The organism is Dechloromonas sp. CZR5, assembly GCF_008711155.1.
GTDB lineage: Bacteria > Pseudomonadota > Gammaproteobacteria > Burkholderiales > Rhodocyclaceae > Azonexus.
Map to the genome: position 1 here is coordinate 67,176 of NZ_VUYQ01000001.1, position 20,021 is coordinate 87,196.

Sequence of the window (20,021 nt, forward strand, 5' to 3'; positions counted from 1 at the left end):
TGCAATTGAGCCGACGGGTGCCGGCTGGGAATGCATTAAAGGGGGGGAAGCTTTCGATTTGCTTTCGGTCGGCCGGCGCGGAACAATGCCGTCAAAGAGCCTGCCTTGAGCGGGCCAAAAGACAAGAATCGGAGACAAACATGAAGATCCTGCTGGTCGAAGACCATCCGGAATTGTGCGAGTGGGTGGCCAAATCCCTTCGTCAGTCCGGCTATGCGGTGGATATCGCCGACTGCGGCGAACACGCCGAACACTACCTGCTGACCGGGGAGTACGACGGCGTGCTGCTCGACCTGTCGCTGCCCGGCAAGGATGGCCTGGACGTGCTGAGAAGCCTGCGTGCCCGCGGCTCGCAGGTGCCGGTATTGATCTTCACGGCGCGCGGTTCGGTCGACGACCGCATCCGCGGTCTCAACCTCGGCGCCGACGACTACCTGCCCAAGCCCTTCGAGCTCGGCGAACTGGAAGCCCGCCTGAAAGCCCTGCTGCGTCGTTCCTCCGGGCAGACGCCGGTGGTGCGCCTGGGGGCGCTGGCCTTCGATACGGTGAGCCGTCTGCCGACGGTCAATGGCGTACTCCTATCACTTACGCCGCGCGAACTGGCGGTGCTGGAGGCGCTGCTCGGCCGCATCGGCCGTCCGGTGGCGCGCGACGCGCTGTTCGAAAAGCTGTTCAGCATGGAGCAGGATGCCCGTCCCGAAGCCATCGAAATCTACGTGTCCCGCTTGCGCAAGAAGCTGGAAGGGAGCGGCGTGGCGGTGACGACGGTACGCGGCCTCGGCTACCTGATCGCGACAACCGGCGAGGGGGCGGCTTGATTTCCCGCGTGCGCAGCCGCCTGCCGGCCAAGAGCCTCAAGCGCGGCCTGGCGGTCTGGCTGGTCGGCGTCCTGTCGGCCTTGTTGCTGATCGATGCCTGGTTCAGCTATCGCGATGCGCTGGCCGCCGCCAACCAGGCCTATGACCGTTCGCTGTCGGCTTCGCTGAAAGGCATCGCCGAACGCATCTACGCCACCGACAGCGAGGTGGTGGTCGACATTCCCTATTCGGCGCTCGAGCTGTTCGAGGCCGGGAGCTCGGATCGCGTGTTCTACAGCGTCGGGCATCCCGGTGACGAAGCGATTACCGGCTACGAGGGGCTGCCGGCGCCCAAGGTGCTGACCCCCAATGTCGCGGTGTTTTACGACGGCGTCTACAAAGGCCATACCCTGCGCCTGGGGGCGATGCTGAAACCCTTGTATCGCACCGAGTTTCCCCGGCCGGTGCTGGTCATCCTGGGCGAGACGACCAACTCCCGGCAGGAGGTGGTGCAGAGTCTGTTCTTCGGTGAAGTCGGCCGCAAGACGCTGCTCGTGGTCGTTGCCCTGGTCGTCGCGCTGGTCGCTACCCGGCAGGCGGTCAAGCCGGTGGAGCGGCTGGGCCAGGCTATCCGCAACCGCCCGGACGACGATCTGACGCCGATCCAGGCCACCGAACTGCCGCGCGAAGTGGTGCCGCTGGTCGATGCCATCAACCTGCACATGGATCGCATCGAACGCATGGTCGAGGCGCGCCGCCGCTTCATCGCCGATGCCGCCCACCAGCTGCGCACGCCGCTCGCGGTCCTCAATACGCAGGCCGAATACGCCTTGCGGCAAAGCGAGGTCGGCGAAATGCGACCGGCTGTCGAGGCTTTCCACAACAGCCTGGGCAGCGCCATCCGCCTGACCAACCAGTTGCTGGCGCTGTCGCGGGCGGAACCGGTCAACGGTCTGGTGGCGCCGCCGCAAAGGGTCGATCTGGCGGTCGTGGCACGCGATACGGTGGTCGAGTTGCTGCCCCTGGCCGTACGCAAGCAGATCGACCTCGGTTACGAAAGGGAGGACGACCTCCCGGCCATGGTCAGCGGGCAAACGGTCCTGCTGCGCGAGATGATCGCCAACCTGATCGACAACGCCCTGCGCTATACGCCGGAGGGCGGCTTGGTCACGGTCACGGTGGCGCACCGAGAGGATGGCGTCTACGTCATGGTGCGCGACAACGGGCCGGGCATCCCCGAGGCCCAACGGCAGAACGTGTTCTTGCGCTTCTTCCGCCTGGAGACCACCGACACGCTGGGGAGCGGGCTGGGCTTGTCCATCGTCCGCGAGATCGTGCTCGCCCATGATGGCGAGATCGAGCTCGCCGATGCGCCGGGAGGCGGTCTGCTGGTGAGCGTGCGCCTGCCGGCTGCCTGATCGCCGTCGGCCAACGGCTCCCGGGAGGGCTGGCCGGGCGCGCGGTGCCGGGGACAATGAGCAGGACCGGGCACGCGCTCCGCAGGGATGGCCGGCGTATGGCTATCCGGCGTGTTCCGCGTGGGACAGGCGAAACGCATGGCTGGCCTGGCGCAGGCGATCGGCCAGCTCGCTCAGGTCGTCGGCGGCGAGCGAGGTATCGTCGACCGCCCCGAGGCATAGTGCGCTGCGTTCGCCGATGCTGCCGGCGGCATCGGCGATGCGGGCGGCAGCCTGGTGTTGCGCGAGCAGGCCGCCGGCAATCTCGGCAATGAGGGCGTGCATGGTGTCGGCATCGCGGCGGATGGCGTTCATCGTCTGGTGCGCCGACTTCACTTCGCCGACCCCGCCTTCGACTTCCTGCTGCCCGAGGGCGATATCCTCCATCGCCGACGTGATGTTTTTCTGGATGTCGGCGATGATCTCGGCGATATAGGTGGTGGCGCTCGTTGTCCGGTCCGCCAGCTTGCGAACCTCGTCGGCAACGACCGCAAACCCTCTTCCCTGCTCTCCGGCGCGTGCCGCCTCGATCGCCGCATTGAGCGCCAGCAGGTTGGTCTGCTCGGCAATCTCCCGAACGGTGGTGACCATTTGCGAAATGTCGAGCGATCGCTGCCGGAGTTCGTTCATCGTCGCTGCCGCGTCGCCCACGCGGCGGGCGCTGTTCTGTATGCTGTCCAGGGCGCTGTCGATCACTCGCTCCCCATCCATCGCGCCGGCCTTGGCCTGGTCCACCGATTGCTGGGTCTGGCCTGCCTTGTCGGCAAGCTGCCCGGCGTTTCCGATCAGTTCGGCGACGCAGGCGGATATCGCGCTGGCGGCATCGCTCTGGGCGGCGACCTGGTCGTTCAGTCGCCTTGCCGACTGCCCGATGGCCCCGGCGGCAGCGCATGTCCTGTCACCATGGTCGCGCATGCCCCGAATCAGTTCCGACAGGCCTTGCTGCATGCGACCCAGTTCGCCGATCAGGCTGTTGCGGTGGCCCGCTGCATGGCTGATTTCCTGGCCCAGGTCGCCAGCGGCGATGGTCTGGACGATGCGCTGGGCCTGCTGCGGTTCTCCGCCCAGCGTCCGGATGATCGAGCGCGGAATGTGGGTGGCGAGAAGCAGGCCGGCGAGGAGGGCGACCAGGCCGCAGGCCATCAGCAGGGTGGTGCGCTGGCTCGACTCGTCGGCCGCCGCCCGGGCTTCTTCGGACATCGCCCTTTCCTGAAGGCGGATCAGCCTGTCGATGGTCTCCAGATAGGCAGCCTGCGCCTTCTTCAGTTCATTGGCGAGAATTTCCTGTGCGCTGTCCTTCCAGTTCTTCGCCATGAAATCGAGGAAACGCTTTTCCGGGTCGCCATAGGCTTGCTCCGAAGAGCGCATGCTGTGCAGCAGTCCCCGCTCCTCGTCGTTGAGCGGGAAGGCGGCGAGCTGGCCCTGCAGTTCCTGGCGGGTGCCGGTTGCCGCCTGAATGTCCTCCATGAGCCGGCGGGCGGCGGCCGTATCCTCCTCGCTGAGCAGGGTATGGGTCAGGAAACGGGTTTCGTGCAGGCTGTTGATGAGTTTCTGGGCGATGGCCGTTTTTGGAGCCCGCTCGCGGGCAACGCTATCGACCATGTCGCGGATGCTGAACAGGCTGGAGACGGCCAGGCTCAGGGTGAGGGCCAGGAGGAGCAACATGCCGGCGAAGCCGCCGGCAATCAGGTAAGTCAGTCGGATTCTGGGCATCGGAGTCGGTCTTTTCGAAGAAATGGCGGGGCCGCCCCGGGTGGGGACGGTACGACGAAAAAGGTGACGATGCCTAGCGCGCGCCAGCCGGCAGGCGGGCACGATGGCTGGATGCAGGGTGCGGCGACGCGTTGCGTGCGGGGGCTGGGAGGGGGATTGCGGGCGGACGGCAGGCGATCATTTTTGGCTCCATGTTCGACCGCCTGCGGGGCGGTCGTTTTTTATCGTGGAGTCATTTAAGGCCGCCCGGCTTTCGATTCGCTTTCAGGGCGCGGCGGGCTTGGCCCGCATGCGGCAGGCGCTTACTTCTTCTTGCTGCCGATTTTCGATTCCTGGCCGGCCATCAGGCGCTGGATGTTCTGCCAGTGCTTGCCGATCAAGGCCATGCCGAGGATGCCGACGACGACCGTCTGGTTGGTGGCGCCATGCATCAGCACGGCGATGACCGGCGCGGCGGCAGCGGCGATCAGCGCGGCGAGCGACGAGTAGCGCGACACGTAGGCGACGAACAGCCAGGTGCCGGCGACGGCCAGGCCGAGAATCGGGTCGAGGGCGAGCAACACGCCGGCGGCCGTCGCGACGCCCTTGCCGCCCTTGAATTTGAGGAAGATCGGGTAGAGATGGCCGATGAAGACGGCCAGTGCCACCAGGGCAATCACCGTATCGCTGAAGCCTGCCTGCCGGGCGGCGATGACGGCGACGGCACCCTTCAGCGCATCGCCGATCAAGGTCATCAGCGCGGCCTTCTTGTTGCCGCTGCGCAGCACGTTGGTGGCGCCGGGATTGCCCGAACCGTAGGTGCGCGGATCGGCCAGTCCGAAGATCCTGGACGAGATCATCGCGAAGGGAACGGAACCGAGAAGGTAGGCGGCAAGGATGGCGAGGGCGGTTTGCATGGGTGAAATGTGTCGCAAGGGGTACAATCGCGGCGAATTTTACACCTCAGCAGCGGTCGACCGCCCCATGGACATCATTTTCATCGAAGAATTGCGCGCCGAAACGTGGATAGGCATCTATCCGCGCGAAAAGGCCATGGCCCAGACCGTCGAGATTTCGCTACAGATCGGCGTGTCGACGGCATCGGCCGGGGCCAGCGACGATATTCGCGATACGGTCGATTACGCCGTCGTTGTCGAGCGCCTGCGCAACGACCTGGCCGGCAGCCACTTCAACCTGCTGGAAAAGCTGACCGAGCACATCGCCACCTACCTGCTGGAAAATTTCGCCGCCCAGTGGGTACGCGTCTCCGTCGCCAAGCTGGGCATGATGCCGGGCGTCAAGCGCGTCGGCGTGATCATCGAGCGCTCGGTCTGAGCCGGCCGGAAGCCGCGCGGCTTCCGGTCGTACCGATTGCGGCTCAGAGGATTTCGGTCAGCACCTCGCGCTGTCCCAGTTCCTTGAAAAAATGGAAGGCTTCCAGCCCGAGTGCGTCGCGGGCCGACAAGACGCCGATCGGGCGGCCATCGGACAACACCACCGGCAGATGACGGAAACCGCCTTCGTGCATGAGATGCAGGGCATGGCCGAAGGGCTTTTCGGGGCCGACCGTTTGCGGATTGGCCGTCATGATCGAACGCACGGGCGTGGTATTGGCGTCGAGTCCCGCCGCCAGCGCCTTGAAGGCCAGGTCGCGCTCGGTGCAGATGCCGAGCAGATGGCCATCGTCGGGGGCGACGACGAGCACCGCGCCCTCGCGGTTGTCGCGCATGTGGGCGGCCACCGCGCGGATGCTCTTTTCCGGCGTGGTGGTCAGGAAGTGGCGATTCTGGATGATCTTGATTGCGGGTCTGTTCGGCATGCCATGTCTCCTCTGTCGGGTTGGGGTCCAATCAGGAGACAAACGCTGTTTGAAAAAAATTCGCGGCGATAAATATTCGTTCTGCCGGCATTAATAAACACTGGCCAAGGCCGTCATCACGGCAAAACCGGCGACGAGTCCGGCTGTCCCGGCGCCAATGCGCCCGGGGCGGTGCGAGGCCGGGATCATCTCGTGGCTGACTACCCAGAGCATGGCGCCGGCCGCGACGGAGAGGGCGAGCGGCAGGGCCGCCCCGGCCACGCTGCTGGCGACGACGCCGAACAGGCCGCCGAGCGGCTCGACCAGACCGGTGGCGAGCGCGATCAAGGCTGCCCGCACGGGTGCCGCACCGAGCGTGATCATGGCGCTGGCCACGATCCAGCCTTCCGGAATGTTCTGCAGGGCGATGCCGAGGCTCATGCCATGGTCGGCACCGGCGGCTGCCGCGACACCGACGGCGAGGCCCTCGGGGATGTTGTGAATCGAAATGGCGGCAACGACGAGCGATACGTTGGGCAACACGGCGTTCGTGTCGACATTCTCGACGTGTGCGTGCGGCAGGCGGCGGTCGAGGGTCTGCATGGCGCCGGCACCGGCCAGCAAGGCGACGGCGGTGGCCACGCCGAGCGTCCACGGTGCCGGACTGGCGACAACCATCTGGACGGCCGGGGCGAGCAGCGAAAAGAGGCTGGCGGCGAGCATCATGCCGCCGGCGAGCCCGAGCATCGGGGCCATCAGGCGTTCGGAGGGACGGCGCAGCATGAGTACCGGAATGGCGCCGAGTCCGGTGGCAGCACCGGCCAACAGGCTGGCTTCCAGCCCGTGGGCCGCCATCGGGTGGGCGGCCAGCCACTGCATTGCCTGTTCGATGCCGAAAACGGCGCCGACCACGGCCATGAGCAGGCCGACCCAAAGGTGGCGGCGGGCGGCCGGTTTTTCGTAATGCTGCAGAACGATTTGGGTCATGGTGGCACTCCGGTTGAATACGTTTATGCCACTGTATGCCGTTGCTTGTTATAGCTCCAATCGATTGATTTAATCGTCGCGATTTGTTTGTTTAATTTTCAGGCCAAGGCGACTTCAACCACCTTGGGGGCCAGTGCGCGCAGGATGTCGTGCGGGTGAATGCCGACCAGGAAGCCGCGTCGGCCGCCGTTGATGTAGATCAGCGGCAGGGCGAGGATGGTCTTTTCGATATGTACCGGCATTGGTTTCTTGGTGCCGAAAGGGCTGGTGCCGCCGACCAGGAAACCGGTGTGGCGGTTGGCGACCTCCGGCTTGCACGGCTCGACCTTCTTGCATGGAATCTGGCGCGCCAGTTCCTTGGTCGATACCTTGCGGTCGCCGTGCATCAGCACGATCAGCGGCTTGGCGTTCTCGTCTTCGAAGACCAGCGTCTTGACTACGGCGTGTTCATCCACATTCAGCTCTCGGGCCGACACCTTGGTGCCGCCGTGTTCCTCGTAGGCGTAAAGGTGCGTGGAAAAGGGAATCTTGTGGGTCTTGAGGAACTTGGTGGCCTGGGTTTCGGGGGCGTGTTCGGTTTTGCTCATGGGGTGTCGGTAACGGGGGTGAGCCACTTGAGTAGCGTGGCGTAGAAATGTCCTGGCTCGAAAGGCTTGCTCATGAAGTCGTTCATGCCAGCTTCGAGGCAGCGTTGGCGATCTTCGGCGAAGGCGTTGGCCGTCATGGCGACGATGGGGACGCTGGCGCCGTTGGGCAGTTGCCGGATGCGGCGCGTCGCTTCCAGGCCATCCATTTTCGGCATCTGCATATCCATCAGGATCAGGTCATATTTCCTGGCTGCGGCAAAATCCAGGGCCTCGGCGCCATTTTCCGCCAACTCGACCACCAGGCCGACATCCTGCAACAGCAATCCGGCGATTTCCCGATTGATCGATTCGTCTTCGACCAGAAGGATGCACGCTCCGGAAAACGCCTGCCGCAGGCGGACCTCCGGGGATTCATCCGGGGGGGCGGGTAGGGGTTCGTCGGCATCGTCCTTGGCGAGCCTGGCAGTGAACCAGAAAGTGCTGCCAACGCCAGGTGTGCTCACGACGCCGACGGTACCGCCCATCAGTTCGGCCAGCTTGTGGTTGATGGAGAGGCCGAGACCCGTGCCGCCATACTTGCGGGTCGTGCTGCTGTCGGCTTGTTCAAAGGCGAGGAACAGCTTGCTTTGAATTTCGGCGGGAATGCCGATGCCGGTGTCGTGGACTTCCAGGCGCAGCAGTACGGCATCGCCAAAATCCTGCGCGATGCTCGCCCGCAAGGTGACGCTGCCGCGCTCGGTAAATTTGATGGCATTGGTGGCGTAGTTGAGCAGCGTCTGCTGCAGGCGGGTCGGGTCGCCACGCAGGCGCCTTGGCAATTCCTCGTGGTTGATCCGGAGTTGCAGATTCTTGGCGGCCGCCCGGTCATGGAGCATGGCTGCCACGTTGTCGAGCAGGGTTGCGATGCAGACGGGGGCTTCCTCCAGGGTCAGGCGGCCCGCATCGATCTTGGACAGGTCGAGGATGGCATTGATCACTTCGAGCAGGTGATAGCCGGCGGCCTCCAGCTTGTCGAGCTGCTCGTGCTGGGCCGGAGAGAGTTCGCCACGGCGGATCAGGTGGGCCAGACCGGTGATTGCGGTCAGCGGGGTACGAATCTCGTGACTCATGTTGGCCAGAAAGGCGCCTTTGGCCAGGTTGGCGCTTTCGGCGGCGGCCTTGGTTCGTACCAGGTCGGCCGTGCGTTCGGCGACAAGATCTTCCAGATGTTTGCGATGGCGCTGCAATTCGTTCTCGAACAGCATGCGTTCGGTCACGTCGCGGGAAATGCCGAAGGTGCCGATGATATTGCCCTGGCTGTCGCGCAGCGGGCCTTTCGTGACATAGAAAGTTCTGCGCCCTCCCGGGGTGTCGAGATTTTCGTAGCGGTTCTCGACGATGCCAGTGGCAATGAGGCGGCGGTTGGTTGCGAGCAGTTCCTCGGCCTGCTCCTTGGGGAAGATGGCTGAATCATCGTGGCCGATCACTTCCTTCACCGGTTTGCCGACGAAATTGCTAGCGGCGCGATTGAAGACCAGGTAGCGCCCTTCGATATCTTTGGCAAAAATGGCATCGGTCGAACTGTCCGAAACGGTTTCGATCAGTTTCAGTGTGTTGAATTGCTCGGCAATCGCTTTGGTGTACTGGCCCCAGTAGCGGCTGAGCAGAAAATAGAGCAGCAGGGAAGTGACCGCGACAAAAGCCCAGCCCTTGAGCGTGCTGATCTGGAGCATCTCGTTCGGGTTAGCCGTGACCAGCAGGATGGCCTTGTCGGAAAACAGAATCCAGGCAGCGGCAAACGCGGCGTAGATCAGCACGATCTTGATCACGCTATGCCATTTGTCCTGCGCAAATGAATTCGCGAGCACAGGGGTGTCGCTTTCCGGGGTGGTCAGGGATGCAGGCATATGGTCCAGTCGGTCAGGGCAAGAGGGAGGTGGCAGGCTCTCAGTGACTTTCCGCCTGCGGGCATGCGTGGATCAATGCGAGCAGCAGGGCGAAGCAGCCGAGCACCATGCCGCCGATGCCGATCTGGAACAGGGTGACGATTTCGAAACCCATGAACCAGCGTTGTCCGGCGAGGCGGATGGCGCCGGCGCACAGGCAGACCAGCAGGCCGGCAATGCCGGCGAAGGTGCCGAACGGACGGAGCGTGTTGGACATGGCTGTTTCCTCCGGGTGGCCACGATAATTCCGATGATAGGGGTAAGCCGGGGGCGAGGGAAGCGTTGATCGCCGCCGGATAGGCGATGCCCTGTCCCGAAGCCGCTCTCAACCGCGAGGGTGATGCTCTGAATGCAGGCTTTTCAGGCGTTCGCGGGCGACGTGGGTGTAAATCTGGGTGGTTGAAATGTCTGCATGGCCGAGCAGCAACTGCACCACGCGCAGGTCGGCGCCGTGATTGAGCAGGTGGGTGGCGAAGGCGTGGCGGAGTACGTGAGGCGACAGCCTCGCCGGGTCGATGCCGGCCAGCAGCGCATAGCGCTTGATCAGTTGCCAGAAGGCCTGGCGGGTCATGGCGCCGCCGCGGGCGGTCACGAACAGCGCGTCGCTTTGCCGGCCGCCGAGGATGTCCGGTCGCGCTCCGGTCAGGTAGCGCGCGATCCAGTCGATGGCGACCTGCCCCAGCGGCACCAGGCGCTCCTTGCTGCCCTTGCCCAGCGCCCGCAGCACGCCATCGGCCAGCCCCACTTCATGCAATTTCAGGTTGACCAGTTCCGAGACACGCAGGCCCGTGGCATACAGGGTTTCCAGCATGGCGCGGTCGCGCTGGCCGAGCAGGGTGTCGAGATCAGGCGCCGCGAGCAGCGCCTCCACCTGCTGCTCCGACATCACCTTGGGCAGGCGCGAGGGCAGGGTGGGGTTGGCCAGTTTCAGCGTCGGGTCGGTGAGCAGGCGGCCACGCCCGACCTGCCAGCGATAGAAGCGGCGCAGTGTGGACAGGTAGCGGGCTTGCGAGGTGGCCCGGGTCTGTCTCGCCAGGTGGGCGATGAAGCCGGTCAGCGTCGCTTCGCGGACATCGAGCAGCGGTTCATGTGCCTGTTCGGCCAGCCAGCCGGCCAGTCGGCCGAGATCGGAGCGATAGCTGTCCAGCGTTGCCTTGGCGAGGCCATCTTCCAGCCACAGGGCATCGCAGAAATTGTCGATTTCGCCGAGATCAGCCGGCCGGGGTGGCACCGATGCCCTCGTGCCGGAGCAGCCAGCGTTTGACGTCGAGCAGGAAGCCGCCGCGTTCGCGGGCAAAACCGCCGAGTCCGCCGCCGGTGGCGACGACGCGGTGGCAAGGTACGACCAGCGGGTAGGGGTTGGAGCCACAGGCCTGGCCGACGGCGCGCGGCGCGTTCTTCAGGTTGCGGGCGACCTCGCCGTAGGTGTGCGTCTGGCCGGTGGGAATGGCCGAGATCTGCTCCCAGACGCGGCGCTGGAAGTGCGTACCGGCGGGGCGAAGGGGCAGGCCGAAGGCAAAGTTCGGATCGGCGATGTAGGCCTTGAGCTGGCGTACCGCCTCGGCGGCCAACGGCGTCGTGGGGGCGATTTCGGGACGTGGTTCGAGAAAGTAGATGCCGGTGATCTCGTCGTCGTCGCATTGCACGCCGAGGCAGAAGCCGGGGGCGGCGACAATGGCCTGGTAATTCACGGAATTCATGTTGCCTCCTGTCGAGTCGGGTTGACGGTTGACCGTCGAATGCCGAATGAATTCAAAAAGCCGACAGACCTGTCTGGGCGCGGCCAAGGATCAGCGCATGCACATCGTGGGTGCCCTCGTAGGTATTCACCACCTCCAGGTTAACCACGTGGCGGATCACGCCGAAATCGTCCGAAATGCCGTTGCCACCGAGCATGTCGCGCGCCGTGCGGGCGATGTCGAGGGCCTTGCCGCAGCTGTTGCGCTTCATCATCGAGACGATTTCCGGCGTTGCGCTGCCGTCGTCCATCATGCGCCCGAGACGCAGCACGCCCTGGATGCCGAGGGTGATCTCGGTCTGCATGTCGGCCAGCTTTTTCTGGATGAGCTGATTGGCGGCCAGCGGCTTGTCGAACTGCCTGCGCTCCAGCGTGTATTGGCGGGCCGTGTGCCAGCAGGCCTCGGCGGCGCCGAGGGCGCCCCAGGCGATGCCGTAGCGCGCGGCGTTGAGGCAGGTGAATGGACCCTTGAGGCCATTCACCCCCGGCAGCCGGTTCTCTTCCGGGACGAAGACCTCATCCATGACGATCTCGCCGGTGACGGCGACGCGCAGCCCGACCTTGCCGTGAATGACCGGTGCCGACAGCCCCGTCATGCCCTTGTCGAGGATGAAGCCGCGGATCACGTTGTTGTCGTCCTTGGCCCAGACGATGAAGACATCGGCGATCGGTGCGTTGGAAATCCAGTTCTTGCTGCCCGATAGCTGCCAGCCGCCCGGAACGGCACGCGCCCGGGTCGACATGCTGCCGGGGTCGGAGCCGGAGTTGGGTTCGGTCAGGCCGAAGCAGCCGATCCATTCGCCCTTGCTGAGCCTGGGCAGGTATTTTTCCTTCTGTTCTTCGGAGCCGAACGCGAAGATCGGCAGCATGACCAGTGAGGATTGCACGCTGAGCATGGTGCGATAGCCGGAGTCGACGCGCTCGATCTCGCGGGCGATCAGGCCGTAGGAGACATAGTTCAGACCGGCGCCGCCGAACCTTGGCGGCAGGGTCGGGCCGAGCAGCCCCATGTCGCCCATGTCGCGGAAAATCGCCGGGTCGACCGTTTCGTGGCGGAAAGCATCGCGCACGCGCGGCTTGAGCGCCTTCTCGGCAAAGCTGCGCGCGGCATTGCGCACCTGGCGCTCGTCGGCGGCCAGCTGGCTGTCGAGCAGCAGCGGGTCTTCCCAGTTAAAGCTTGGTTTGCTCATGCGCTCTCCTCAGTTTGCTTTTTTTGTGCCGCCGGGCGGCTTTTTTGTGGGCCCGGGCTGTCCACGGGACAACCCGGGCAGGCGCTCAGGCGCGAACGTGCCCGTCGCCGAGTACTACCCATTTCTGGCTGGTCAAGCCTTCCAGGCCGACCGGACCGCGGGCGTGGATCTTGTCAGTCGAAATGCCGATTTCGGCGCCCAGTCCGTATTCGAAGCCGTCGGCAAAGCGGGTCGAGGCGTTGATCATGACCGACGCGGAATCCACCTCGCGCAGGAAGCGCATGGCCTTCGGATGGTTGTCGGTGACGATGGCTTCGGTGTGCTTGGAAGAGTACTGATTGATGTGGGCGATCGCCTCATCGATGCCGGCGACGACCTTGACCGAGATGATCGGCGCGAGGAACTCGGTGTAGTAGTCCTCGTCGGTGGCCGGTACGGCTTCCTTGACCAGGGCGCAGGTTTCCGGACAGCCGCGGATTTCCACGCCCTTGCCGGTCAGCATGGCGGCGATGGGCGGCAGCTGGGTTGCGGCGACGGAACGGGCGACGAGCAGCGATTCGGCCGTGTTGCAAGTGCCGTAGCGCTGGGTCTTGGCGTTCTCGACGATCTTCAACGCCTTGGCCGGATCGGCGTCGTCGTCGATATAGACGTGGCAGTTGCCGTCCAGGTGCTGGATCATCGGCACGCGGGACTCGGCGAGCAGGCGGGCGATCAGGCCCTTGCCGCCGCGTGGCACGATGACGTCGACGAATTCGCGCATGGTGATCAGCTCGCCGACGGCGGCGCGGTCGGTGGTGTCGACGACCTGCACCGCGTTGGCCGGCAGGCCGGCGAGCTGCAAGGCTTCCTGGATCAGGCGGGCGATGGCGCGGTTGCAATGGATGGCTTCCGAACCGCCGCGCAGGATGGCGGCATTGCCGGATTTCAGGCAGAGCGCGGCGGCATCGGCGGTGACGTTCGGGCGGGCTTCGTAGATGATGCCGATGACGCCGAGCGGAACGCGCATCTTGCCGATCTGGATGCCGCTGGGGCGGAACTTGAAATCGCTCATTTCACCGATCGGGTCGGGTAGCTTGGCGACTTGTTCGACGCCTTCGGCCATGTTGTCGACGCCCTTGTCGGTCAGCGTCAGGCGGTCGACCATCGCCGGCTCCAGGCCAGCGGCGCGGGCAGCGTCGAGATCCTGGGCGTTGGCGGCGAGGAGCACCGCCTTGTCGCGGCGAATGGCCGCCGCCAGCGCCATCAGCGCGGTATTCTTCTCGGCCGTCGAAGCCGACGCCAGGCGGTGCGAGGCGGCACGGGCCTGGCGGCCGACGGTCCGCATGTATTCCTTGATATCCATCGTTGTGATCGTGCGAGGTAAAGAGGCATTATAGCCAGACAAATTAGAGGGAACTTCTGGAACCGGGTAAACTCTTATCCGCAACGAATTTAGGGTTATCCATCGAGGAACAGATGGCAGAAAAATTGATACTGCCGGCCGAGGTCAAGGTCTGTGCAACTTGCAGCTACTGGGATGGCGAACGCCAGGTGGATGCGGAAATGAAACTGGTGGTGGTTTCCGATGAATGCGAGGGCGAGTGCCTGGTGCAGGAAAAGACCAAGCCGGGTCTTCATGACGTGCGTCAGGAATGCTCCTGCATCTGGGAAGATATCGGTCCCGACACACCGGCCGAACCATCCGATCCGTCAGGACAATAGGCGGCTCAATCGGGTTTGCCGGGGGCGAGCTTGGAGGGGCTAAATCCGGGCCGCCGTGAGGCGCAGTCCGAGGCGCAGGAATTCTTCCCAGACATTGCCGTGCCCGATGCCCTTGACCAGACGGTCAATCTTGCCGGCGTGCCGGAGCGCTGCTTCGAGCGCAGGGCTGTTCAGGCGCTGCAGTGCCTTCTTGACCGGCACGGCACGCGGTCCCCATACCTTGGCATCCTTGAGTAACTGATCGACCGGTCTTCCGGCATCCATGCCGGCGCGAATGACGGTCAGCGCCCGGATTTCCTCGCTCATTGCCCAGAGCACCAGCGGCGGTGCCTCGCCTTCCTGCATCAGGCCGTCCAGCGTGCGGGTCAGGCGGCCGATGTCGCCGGCCAGCAGGGCTTCGCGCAGTCCTTCGATATCGTAGCGGGCGACGTTGAGCACGGCGTCGCGAATCTGGGCCATGCTCAGTTGGCCGGCCGGGTAGAGCAGCCCCAGCTTCTGGATTTCCTGGTGGGCGGCGAGCAGGTTGCCTTCGACCCGTTCGGCGACGAATTTCAGGCTTTCCAGGTCGGCGCTCTGCTGCTGGCGGCGCAGTCGGCCGGCGATCCAGCCGGGCAGTTCGGCCAGCGGCGGCGCGTTGAGCTTGAGCGCGACGCCGGCATTGACCAGTGCGGTGAACCAGGCGGCCTTTTCCTCGCGCCAGTCGAGTTCGGGCAGGGTGATGAGCAGCATGTTGTCCGGCGACAGGCTCTGACACCATTGCTGCAGCGCCGCGCTACCTTCCTTGCCCGGCTTGCCGGTCGGGATGCGCAGGTCGATCAGTTTCTTGTCGCCGAACAGGGACATGTTGCCGCCGGCGGCCAGCAGCTGGCCCCAGTCGAACTGCGGCAGCACGGTAAGCACTTCGCGTTCGCTGTAGCCCTGCTGGCGGGACCGGGCGCGGATGGCGTCGGCCGCTTCGAGGACGAGCAGCGGCTCGTCGCCGTACAGCACGTAGAGCGGCCGCAATTCCCTTTCGAGATGCGCAGCGAGCTGTTCGCCCTTGAGCAGCATTACTGGTCGTCGTCCTCGGCGTCCGGATTCTTCGGCTTGATGATGCTCAGCCGGCGCATGATCTGGTTGACCAGGTCGTTGTTCATGTCGCGCCAGAGCAGGCCTTCTTCCAGATCCTTGGCCAGCACGTTCGAGTCGTCGAAGGTGATGTCACGGCTCAGGTTGATTTCGTTGGCCGGAACCAGGACCTGCCCCTTCTGGTTGACGACGCGGAAGCGGTAGTCGAGTTGCAGGCGGTATTCGCGCACCCGGCCCTGGGCATTGACGCTGAGAATGGTCTTCTGTCGCGTGTCGCTCAGTTGCTGGAAGATGGCGTCGGCTTCCTTGGCCTCGTCGACGATGGTCGTGCTGCCGCTGGCCTTGATATAACGCTGCAACCAGATGTTGACCTCGGCCGTATCGGGCAGCGCGATATGCATCGTCTTGTACGGCAGGTTGCCGCTGCCCACCCCGCGCAGATGGAAGCCGCAGCCGGCCAGGGTAGCGGCGATGATCAGGGCGAGTAGCCCACGCGATAGCGGGCGCAGCAGCGGCATGGCGTTTCCTTACACGACGATGTTGACCAGGCGGCCGGGAACGACGACGACCTTCTTCGGCGCCTTGCCTTCCATGAACTTCTGCGCATCCTCGTTGGCCAGTGCGGCGGCTTCGATGGTTGCCTTGTCGGCCTCTGCCGGCACGCGGATGCTGCCGCGCAGCTTGCCGTTAACCTGGATGACCAGTTCGATCTCATCCTGCTTCAATGCAGCCGGGTCGGCCTTGGGGAAGGCGGCAAGGCCGGCATCGGCACCCGGCTTCAGCTCGGCGTAGAGCGCCTGGCCGATGTGCGGGACGATGGGGAAGAGCAGCAGCGTGGCCGACTCGAGGACTTCCTGGGCCAGGGCGCGGCCGGCGGCATCCTTGAGGTCGCACTTGTCGTAGGCGTTGAGCAGTTCCATGACCGCGGCGATGGCGGTGTTGAACTGCTTGCGGCGGCCGTAATCGTCGGCGACCTTGCCCATGGTCTGGTGCAGCTTGCGGCGCAGGTCGGCCTGGGCGGCAGACAGTCCGTCGTTGCTGGTGCTGGCGGCAACCAGTCCGGTCTGTTCATGGTCATGTACCAGCTTCCACAGGCGACGCAGGAAGCGGAAGGCGCCCTCGACGCCGGCATCGGACCATTCAAGCGACTGGTCGGGCGGGGAGGCGAACATGATGAACAGGCGGGCCGTGTCGGCGCCGTACTGGTCGATCAGGGCTTGCGGATCGACGCCGTTGTTCTTCGACTTCGACATCTTCTCGGTACCGCCGATCACCACCGGCAGGCCGTCGGCCTTCAGCGTGGCGCCGGTCGGGCGGCCGCGTTCGTCGGTGACGACGTCGACGTCAGCCGGGTTGATCCACTGCTTCTTGCCGCCATCCAACTCGCGGTAGAAGGTCGGGGCGACGACCATGCCCTGCGTCAGCAGGTTGGCGAAAGGCTCGCCGAGGTCGCCGATCAGGCCGACATCGCGCATCAGCTTGGTGAAGAAGCGCGAATAGAGCAGGTGCAGGATGGCGTGCTCGATGCCGCCGATGTACTGATCGATGCCGCCCTTGCACCAGTAGGCGACGCGTTCATCGACCATGGCGGTGGTGTTGTCCGGGCAGGCATAGCGCAGGAAATACCAGGACGACTCGAAGAAAGTGTCCATGGTGTCGGTTTCGCGCCGGGCATCGCCGCCGCACTTCGGACACTTGCACTCGTAGAACTCGGGCATCTTCGCCAAGGGCGAACCGGCGCCGGTGATCTCGACGTTCTCGGGCAGCACGACCGGCAGTTGGTCGTCCGGTACCGGCACGTCGCCGCAGGTCTGGCAGTGGATGATCGGGATAGGGCAGCCCCAGTAACGCTGGCGAGAAATGCCCCAGTCGCGCAGGCGGAACTGCACCTTCTTGTCGCCGAGATCCTTGGCGGCGAGGTCGGCGGCGATGGCGTCGACGGCGGCTTCATAGCCGAGGCCGTCGTACTTGCCGGAGTTGACCAGCTTGCCCTTGAGCTTGTCGGCGTACCACTCGGCCCAGGCCTGGTCGCTGAAGGTTTCGCCATCAACGGCGACGACCTGCTTGATCGGCAATTTGTACTTCAGGGCAAAGGCGAAATCGCGCTCGTCGTGCGCCGGCACGGCCATCACGGCGCCGTCGCCGTAGCTCATCAGCACGTAGTTGCCGACCCAGATTTCGACCTGTTCGCCGGTCAGCGGATGGGTGACGTAGATGCCGGTCGGCAGGCCCTTCTTTTCCATCGTGGCGATGTCGGCCTCGGCGACGCCGCCCTTCTTGCATTCCTCGATGAAGGCGGCCAGTTCCGGATTGTTGGCGGCAGCCTTGGTGGCCAGCGGATGCTCGGCTGCGACGGCGACGAAGGTGACGCCCATGATGGTGTCGGCGCGGGTGGTGAACACCCACAGCTTTTCGTCGGGGTTTTCAACGCGCGGGAAGGCAAAGCGCACGCCGGTGCTCTTGCCGATCCAGTTCTTCTGCATCAGGCGAACCTGTTCCGGCCAGCCCGGCAGGTTGTCGAGTTCGGTCAGCAGTTCCTCGGCGTAGGCGGTGATCTTCATGTAGTACATGGGGATCTCGCGCTTTTCGATCAGCGCGCCGGAACGCCAGCCGCGGCCGTCGATCACCTGTTCATTGGCGAGCACGGTGTGATCGACCGGGTCCCAGTTTACGGTGCCGAGCTTCTTGTAAACCAGGCCCTTTTCGTAGAGGCGGGTGAACAGCCACTGCTCCCAGCGGTAATACTCGGGAGTGCAAGTGGCGAATTCGCGCTCCCAGTCGATGGCGAAGCCGAGCGACTTGAGCTGCGAACGCATGTAGTCGATGTTGGAGTAGGTCCAGCCGGCTGGCGGTACGTTATTTTGCAGTGCAGCATTTTCGGCGGGCATGCCGAAGGCGTCCCAGCCCATCGGCTGCAGCACGTTGTAGCCCTGCATCTTGTGGAAGCGGCTCAGCACATCGCCAATGGTGTAGTTGCGCACATGGCCCATGTGCAGTTTCCCGGACGGGTACGGGAACATCGACAGGCAGTAGTACTTCGGCTTGGAAGCGTCTTCAATGGCGCGGGCTGCGCCGGTCTGGTCCCAGTGGGTCTGGGCGGCGCGCTCGATGTCGGCCGGGGAGTATTTGTCCTGCATGGGCATGGCGGAATTCATTCGCTGGAAATCGGGGAATAACCGCGGATTATACCGTCTGATGCCGCCTGCTCAGTCGGTGCCGGCAAAACTGCCGGAGGGCGCCTGCACTATGCCGTTTTCAGGCGAAAGCATAGGCCTCTCGCATGCCGGCATCGTGCCGAGCGCGATTGGGACTGGCTGGATTGACCGGGGGAGCGGTATTTCCGGCGCCTGCACGCGCAGGAAATACCTGGGGTTTCAGCGTCGCCCGGTCACGCCACTTTTTTTTGCGGGTACATGTTGTCCCAGGTGTTCTGCCAGTAGCGATAGGCATTCTGCGCCGCCACGAGCGACAGCATGGACATGCGGGTCTGGTGACGCCACATCCAGGACATTTGCGGGGCTGGGGTCAGGTTGTAGGACGGCGTATTGCCGACTTCATCCTCGACGATGGCCAGGAAGCGCTCGACGCTCAGACCCCAGAATTCGGAGCCTTCCGACTTGCCGGTGAGGTATTCGGCCTCGCTGGCCGCGCGGCGCCACAGCTTGAGGGCGAGCTCATCGGAAATCCCCGCCTTTCGGGCGACCCAAGGCAGGATCATGGGGGCGTTCATGCTGTTCATTGGTGTTCTCCTTTTACGTTGCGGCGGTAACCGCTTGTTAGCTAAGACTGCCTTGTGGGCAAAAAGTTTTGTGCACTGCAATATTTTTCACAGTATAAATCCGTGCCTTGTTTTTTTGCGTGAAGTATTGCAAAGAAAGGCTGATTTTTTGTCGATCTGTCGCTTTTTTTGACGTAGCGCCGGGCCGTGTTTTGGGGGTTTGTGGGGGCTGATTTGATGATTTTTCGCTGGCTTCACATTTGTTGCTGTTTTGTTACTTACTCCTGACTGGTTGCTGACTGTCCCCTGACGATTTTTGTGACTGCTTGAGTTAGAGTCCTCCGCGGCAATTGAAAACAATCAGGGGGTTATATGCGAATGCCGGGAATGCGTTGGATGCTGTTAGGAGTTTTGAGCTTGTGCGCGGCTGGGCCTGTTCTGGCTCAAGGGGTTCAGGCGGCCAAGCAGGCCGTTTCCCCGACGAAGGGGGAGGCCGTGGGGCGTCGCCTTGAGTTGGCGGATGATCTGCTGGAGCAGACGCAGCGGGTGTTCCGGTTGTACGTGCAGATTTTGCTGGATGTCGAAGCGGAAAAGTCGCGTCTTCGCAAGGCCGAAGCCGTCGCGCTGGTTTCGGGAAATATCGACCGCTTGAGCAAGGAGCCGTTGGCGCCCGCCCAGCTTGCGCTACTGACCGAGTTGGACGCCATCTGGTCCGACATGTTGCGGCAGGTCGGTTCGACGCCAAGCAAGGAAGGCCTGGCGGCGTTGCTGCCGAAGAACGAGAAGCTGTTGGCGACCTCGGAAAAACTGGCGGATTCGCTGGCCTCCGATCAAAAGGGCAAGGCCGATGTGATGCACCTGATCGGGCGTCAGGAGATGCTGATCCAGCGAATCGCACGTAATTACTTTGTCTATCACGCGGGATACAAAACGCCTGCGGTCAAGGCGTCATTGCAATCGCTGCTCGACCGGTTCGTGATGGTCGAGGAGCAGATGTCCGAGTTCGGCTCGTCCAATCCCAAGTTCAAGCAGCAGATCGAGCTGGCCAATGTGCAGGTTATCTTCCTGAAGAATCATGTGGCGGGTCTGGACGGGGCGGGCAAGGCGGAGTGGGAAAGCATGTCTCGCCTGGCAACGCGTTTGCGGGAGGCGATGCACGAACTCCGCCAGGTGGTCGAGAAAGGCTGATTGCTCTCGGTGCGAGGCAGCACCGTTTCCTCCGGGTAGATCGGGGTATTTCAACAGAAGGCGCGGCGCGAGTCGCGCCTTCTGTTTTGAGGCAAGGGGCGGCAACGGCTCATGCGTCGGGGGCGGGGGCTGGTATCCTTCGTCCTTCTGTCCGCGCCCTGATGGCGACCCCCTA

The 20,021-nt window shown here is 63.9% G+C and carries 20 protein-coding genes; 5 read left to right on the forward strand and 15 right to left on the reverse strand.

Features of this window, described 5'->3' with window-relative positions:
* Positions 1-140: 140 nt before the first annotated feature.
* Together F1002_RS00335 and F1002_RS00340 are read left to right on the forward strand one after the other, a co-directional pair.
* Entirely contained in the window at positions 141-818 is a 678-nt protein-coding gene (locus F1002_RS00335) for a response regulator (RefSeq protein WP_150427049.1), read from the forward strand.
* A complete protein-coding gene (locus tag F1002_RS00340) occupies positions 815-2,215 on the forward strand; it encodes a sensor histidine kinase (RefSeq protein ID WP_150427050.1) in 1,401 nt (466 codons plus the stop codon). The genes F1002_RS00335 and F1002_RS00340 overlap by 4 nt, the downstream gene beginning before the upstream one ends.
* Before the next feature lie 102 nt (positions 2,216-2,317).
* On the opposite strand, the gene F1002_RS00345 is transcribed toward F1002_RS00340, so the two are convergent.
* Positions 2,318-3,967: a methyl-accepting chemotaxis protein gene (locus F1002_RS00345; protein WP_150427051.1), complete on the reverse strand. Its 1,650-nt coding sequence runs from the start codon at positions 3,965-3,967 to the stop codon at positions 2,318-2,320.
* 302 nt (positions 3,968-4,269) lie between these two features.
* Positions 4,270-4,863: a glycerol-3-phosphate 1-O-acyltransferase PlsY gene (plsY, locus tag F1002_RS00350; RefSeq protein ID WP_150427052.1), complete on the reverse strand. Its 594-nt coding sequence runs from the start codon at positions 4,861-4,863 to the stop codon at positions 4,270-4,272.
* Positions 4,864-4,930: 67 nt separating this feature from the next.
* On the opposite strand from plsY, the gene F1002_RS00355 reads away from it, so the two are divergent.
* On the forward strand, positions 4,931-5,281 hold the full coding sequence (locus F1002_RS00355) for a dihydroneopterin aldolase (RefSeq protein ID WP_150427053.1): 351 nt from the start codon (positions 4,931-4,933) through the stop codon (positions 5,279-5,281).
* 43 nt (positions 5,282-5,324) lie between these two features.
* On the opposite strand, the gene F1002_RS00360 is transcribed toward F1002_RS00355, so the two are convergent.
* The 9 genes from F1002_RS00360 to F1002_RS00400 form a co-directional block, all read right to left on the reverse strand.
* Positions 5,325-5,765, reverse strand: a complete 441-nt coding sequence (locus F1002_RS00360) for a cyclic nucleotide-binding/CBS domain-containing protein (protein ID WP_150427054.1) — start codon at positions 5,763-5,765, stop codon at positions 5,325-5,327.
* Positions 5,766-5,855: 90 nt separating this feature from the next.
* The gene (locus tag F1002_RS00365) at positions 5,856-6,731 is read right to left on the reverse strand and encodes a ZIP family metal transporter (protein WP_150427055.1); all 876 of its coding nucleotides are present in this window, start codon (positions 6,729-6,731) and stop codon (positions 5,856-5,858) included.
* Between the two features lie 98 nt (positions 6,732-6,829).
* Complete coding sequence (gene ybaK, locus F1002_RS00370) at positions 6,830-7,318, reverse strand: Cys-tRNA(Pro) deacylase (RefSeq protein ID WP_150427056.1); 489 nt, start codon at positions 7,316-7,318, stop codon at positions 6,830-6,832.
* Positions 7,315-9,204 carry a PAS domain-containing sensor histidine kinase gene (locus F1002_RS00375; RefSeq protein ID WP_150427057.1) on the reverse strand — a complete coding sequence of 630 codons (1,890 nt, stop codon included), beginning with the start codon at positions 9,202-9,204 and terminating at the stop codon, positions 7,315-7,317. The genes ybaK and F1002_RS00375 overlap by 4 nt, the downstream gene beginning before the upstream one ends.
* A gap of 40 nt (positions 9,205-9,244) precedes the next feature.
* Positions 9,245-9,460 carry a hypothetical protein gene (locus F1002_RS00380; protein ID WP_150427058.1) on the reverse strand — a complete coding sequence of 72 codons (216 nt, stop codon included), beginning with the start codon at positions 9,458-9,460 and terminating at the stop codon, positions 9,245-9,247.
* 108 nt (positions 9,461-9,568) lie between these two features.
* Entirely contained in the window at positions 9,569-10,474 is a 906-nt protein-coding gene (gene xerD / locus F1002_RS00385; protein WP_150427059.1) for a site-specific tyrosine recombinase XerD, read from the reverse strand.
* Positions 10,455-10,943, reverse strand: coding sequence for a methylated-DNA--[protein]-cysteine S-methyltransferase (locus F1002_RS00390; RefSeq protein WP_150427060.1), 489 nt, complete (start codon positions 10,941-10,943; stop codon positions 10,455-10,457). Before F1002_RS00390 ends, xerD begins: the two co-directional genes overlap by 20 nt.
* A gap of 52 nt (positions 10,944-10,995) precedes the next feature.
* Complete coding sequence (locus F1002_RS00395; RefSeq protein WP_150427061.1) at positions 10,996-12,171, reverse strand: acyl-CoA dehydrogenase; 1,176 nt, start codon at positions 12,169-12,171, stop codon at positions 10,996-10,998.
* Positions 12,172-12,256: 85 nt separating this feature from the next.
* A complete protein-coding gene (locus tag F1002_RS00400) occupies positions 12,257-13,513 on the reverse strand; it encodes a glutamate-5-semialdehyde dehydrogenase (protein WP_150427062.1) in 1,257 nt (418 codons plus the stop codon).
* 113 nt (positions 13,514-13,626) lie between these two features.
* Here F1002_RS00400 and F1002_RS00405 point away from each other — a divergent pair, with 113 nt between their 5' ends.
* Positions 13,627-13,872 carry a hypothetical protein gene (locus tag F1002_RS00405; protein ID WP_150427063.1) on the forward strand — a complete coding sequence of 82 codons (246 nt, stop codon included), beginning with the start codon at positions 13,627-13,629 and terminating at the stop codon, positions 13,870-13,872.
* A 39-nt stretch (positions 13,873-13,911) separates the two neighbouring features.
* Here F1002_RS00405 and holA read toward each other — a convergent pair whose 3' ends face one another.
* From holA to F1002_RS00425, 4 genes are all read right to left on the reverse strand, one after another.
* Positions 13,912-14,922, reverse strand: a complete 1,011-nt coding sequence (holA, locus tag F1002_RS00410; RefSeq protein ID WP_150427064.1) for a DNA polymerase III subunit delta — start codon at positions 14,920-14,922, stop codon at positions 13,912-13,914.
* A complete protein-coding gene (lptE, locus tag F1002_RS00415; protein ID WP_150427065.1) occupies positions 14,922-15,458 on the reverse strand; it encodes an LPS assembly lipoprotein LptE in 537 nt (178 codons plus the stop codon). Before lptE ends, holA begins: the two co-directional genes overlap by 1 nt.
* A gap of 9 nt (positions 15,459-15,467) precedes the next feature.
* Entirely contained in the window at positions 15,468-18,077 is a 2,610-nt protein-coding gene (leuS, locus tag F1002_RS00420) for a leucine--tRNA ligase (protein ID WP_150427901.1), read from the reverse strand.
* 251 nt (positions 18,078-18,328) lie between these two features.
* Positions 18,329-18,679, reverse strand: a complete 351-nt coding sequence (locus F1002_RS00425) for a hypothetical protein (protein ID WP_150427066.1) — start codon at positions 18,677-18,679, stop codon at positions 18,329-18,331.
* Between the two features lie 366 nt (positions 18,680-19,045).
* Here F1002_RS00425 and F1002_RS00430 point away from each other — a divergent pair, with 366 nt between their 5' ends.
* Positions 19,046-19,846: a hypothetical protein gene (locus tag F1002_RS00430; RefSeq protein ID WP_150427067.1), complete on the forward strand. Its 801-nt coding sequence runs from the start codon at positions 19,046-19,048 to the stop codon at positions 19,844-19,846.
* Positions 19,847-20,021 lie beyond the last annotated feature (175 nt).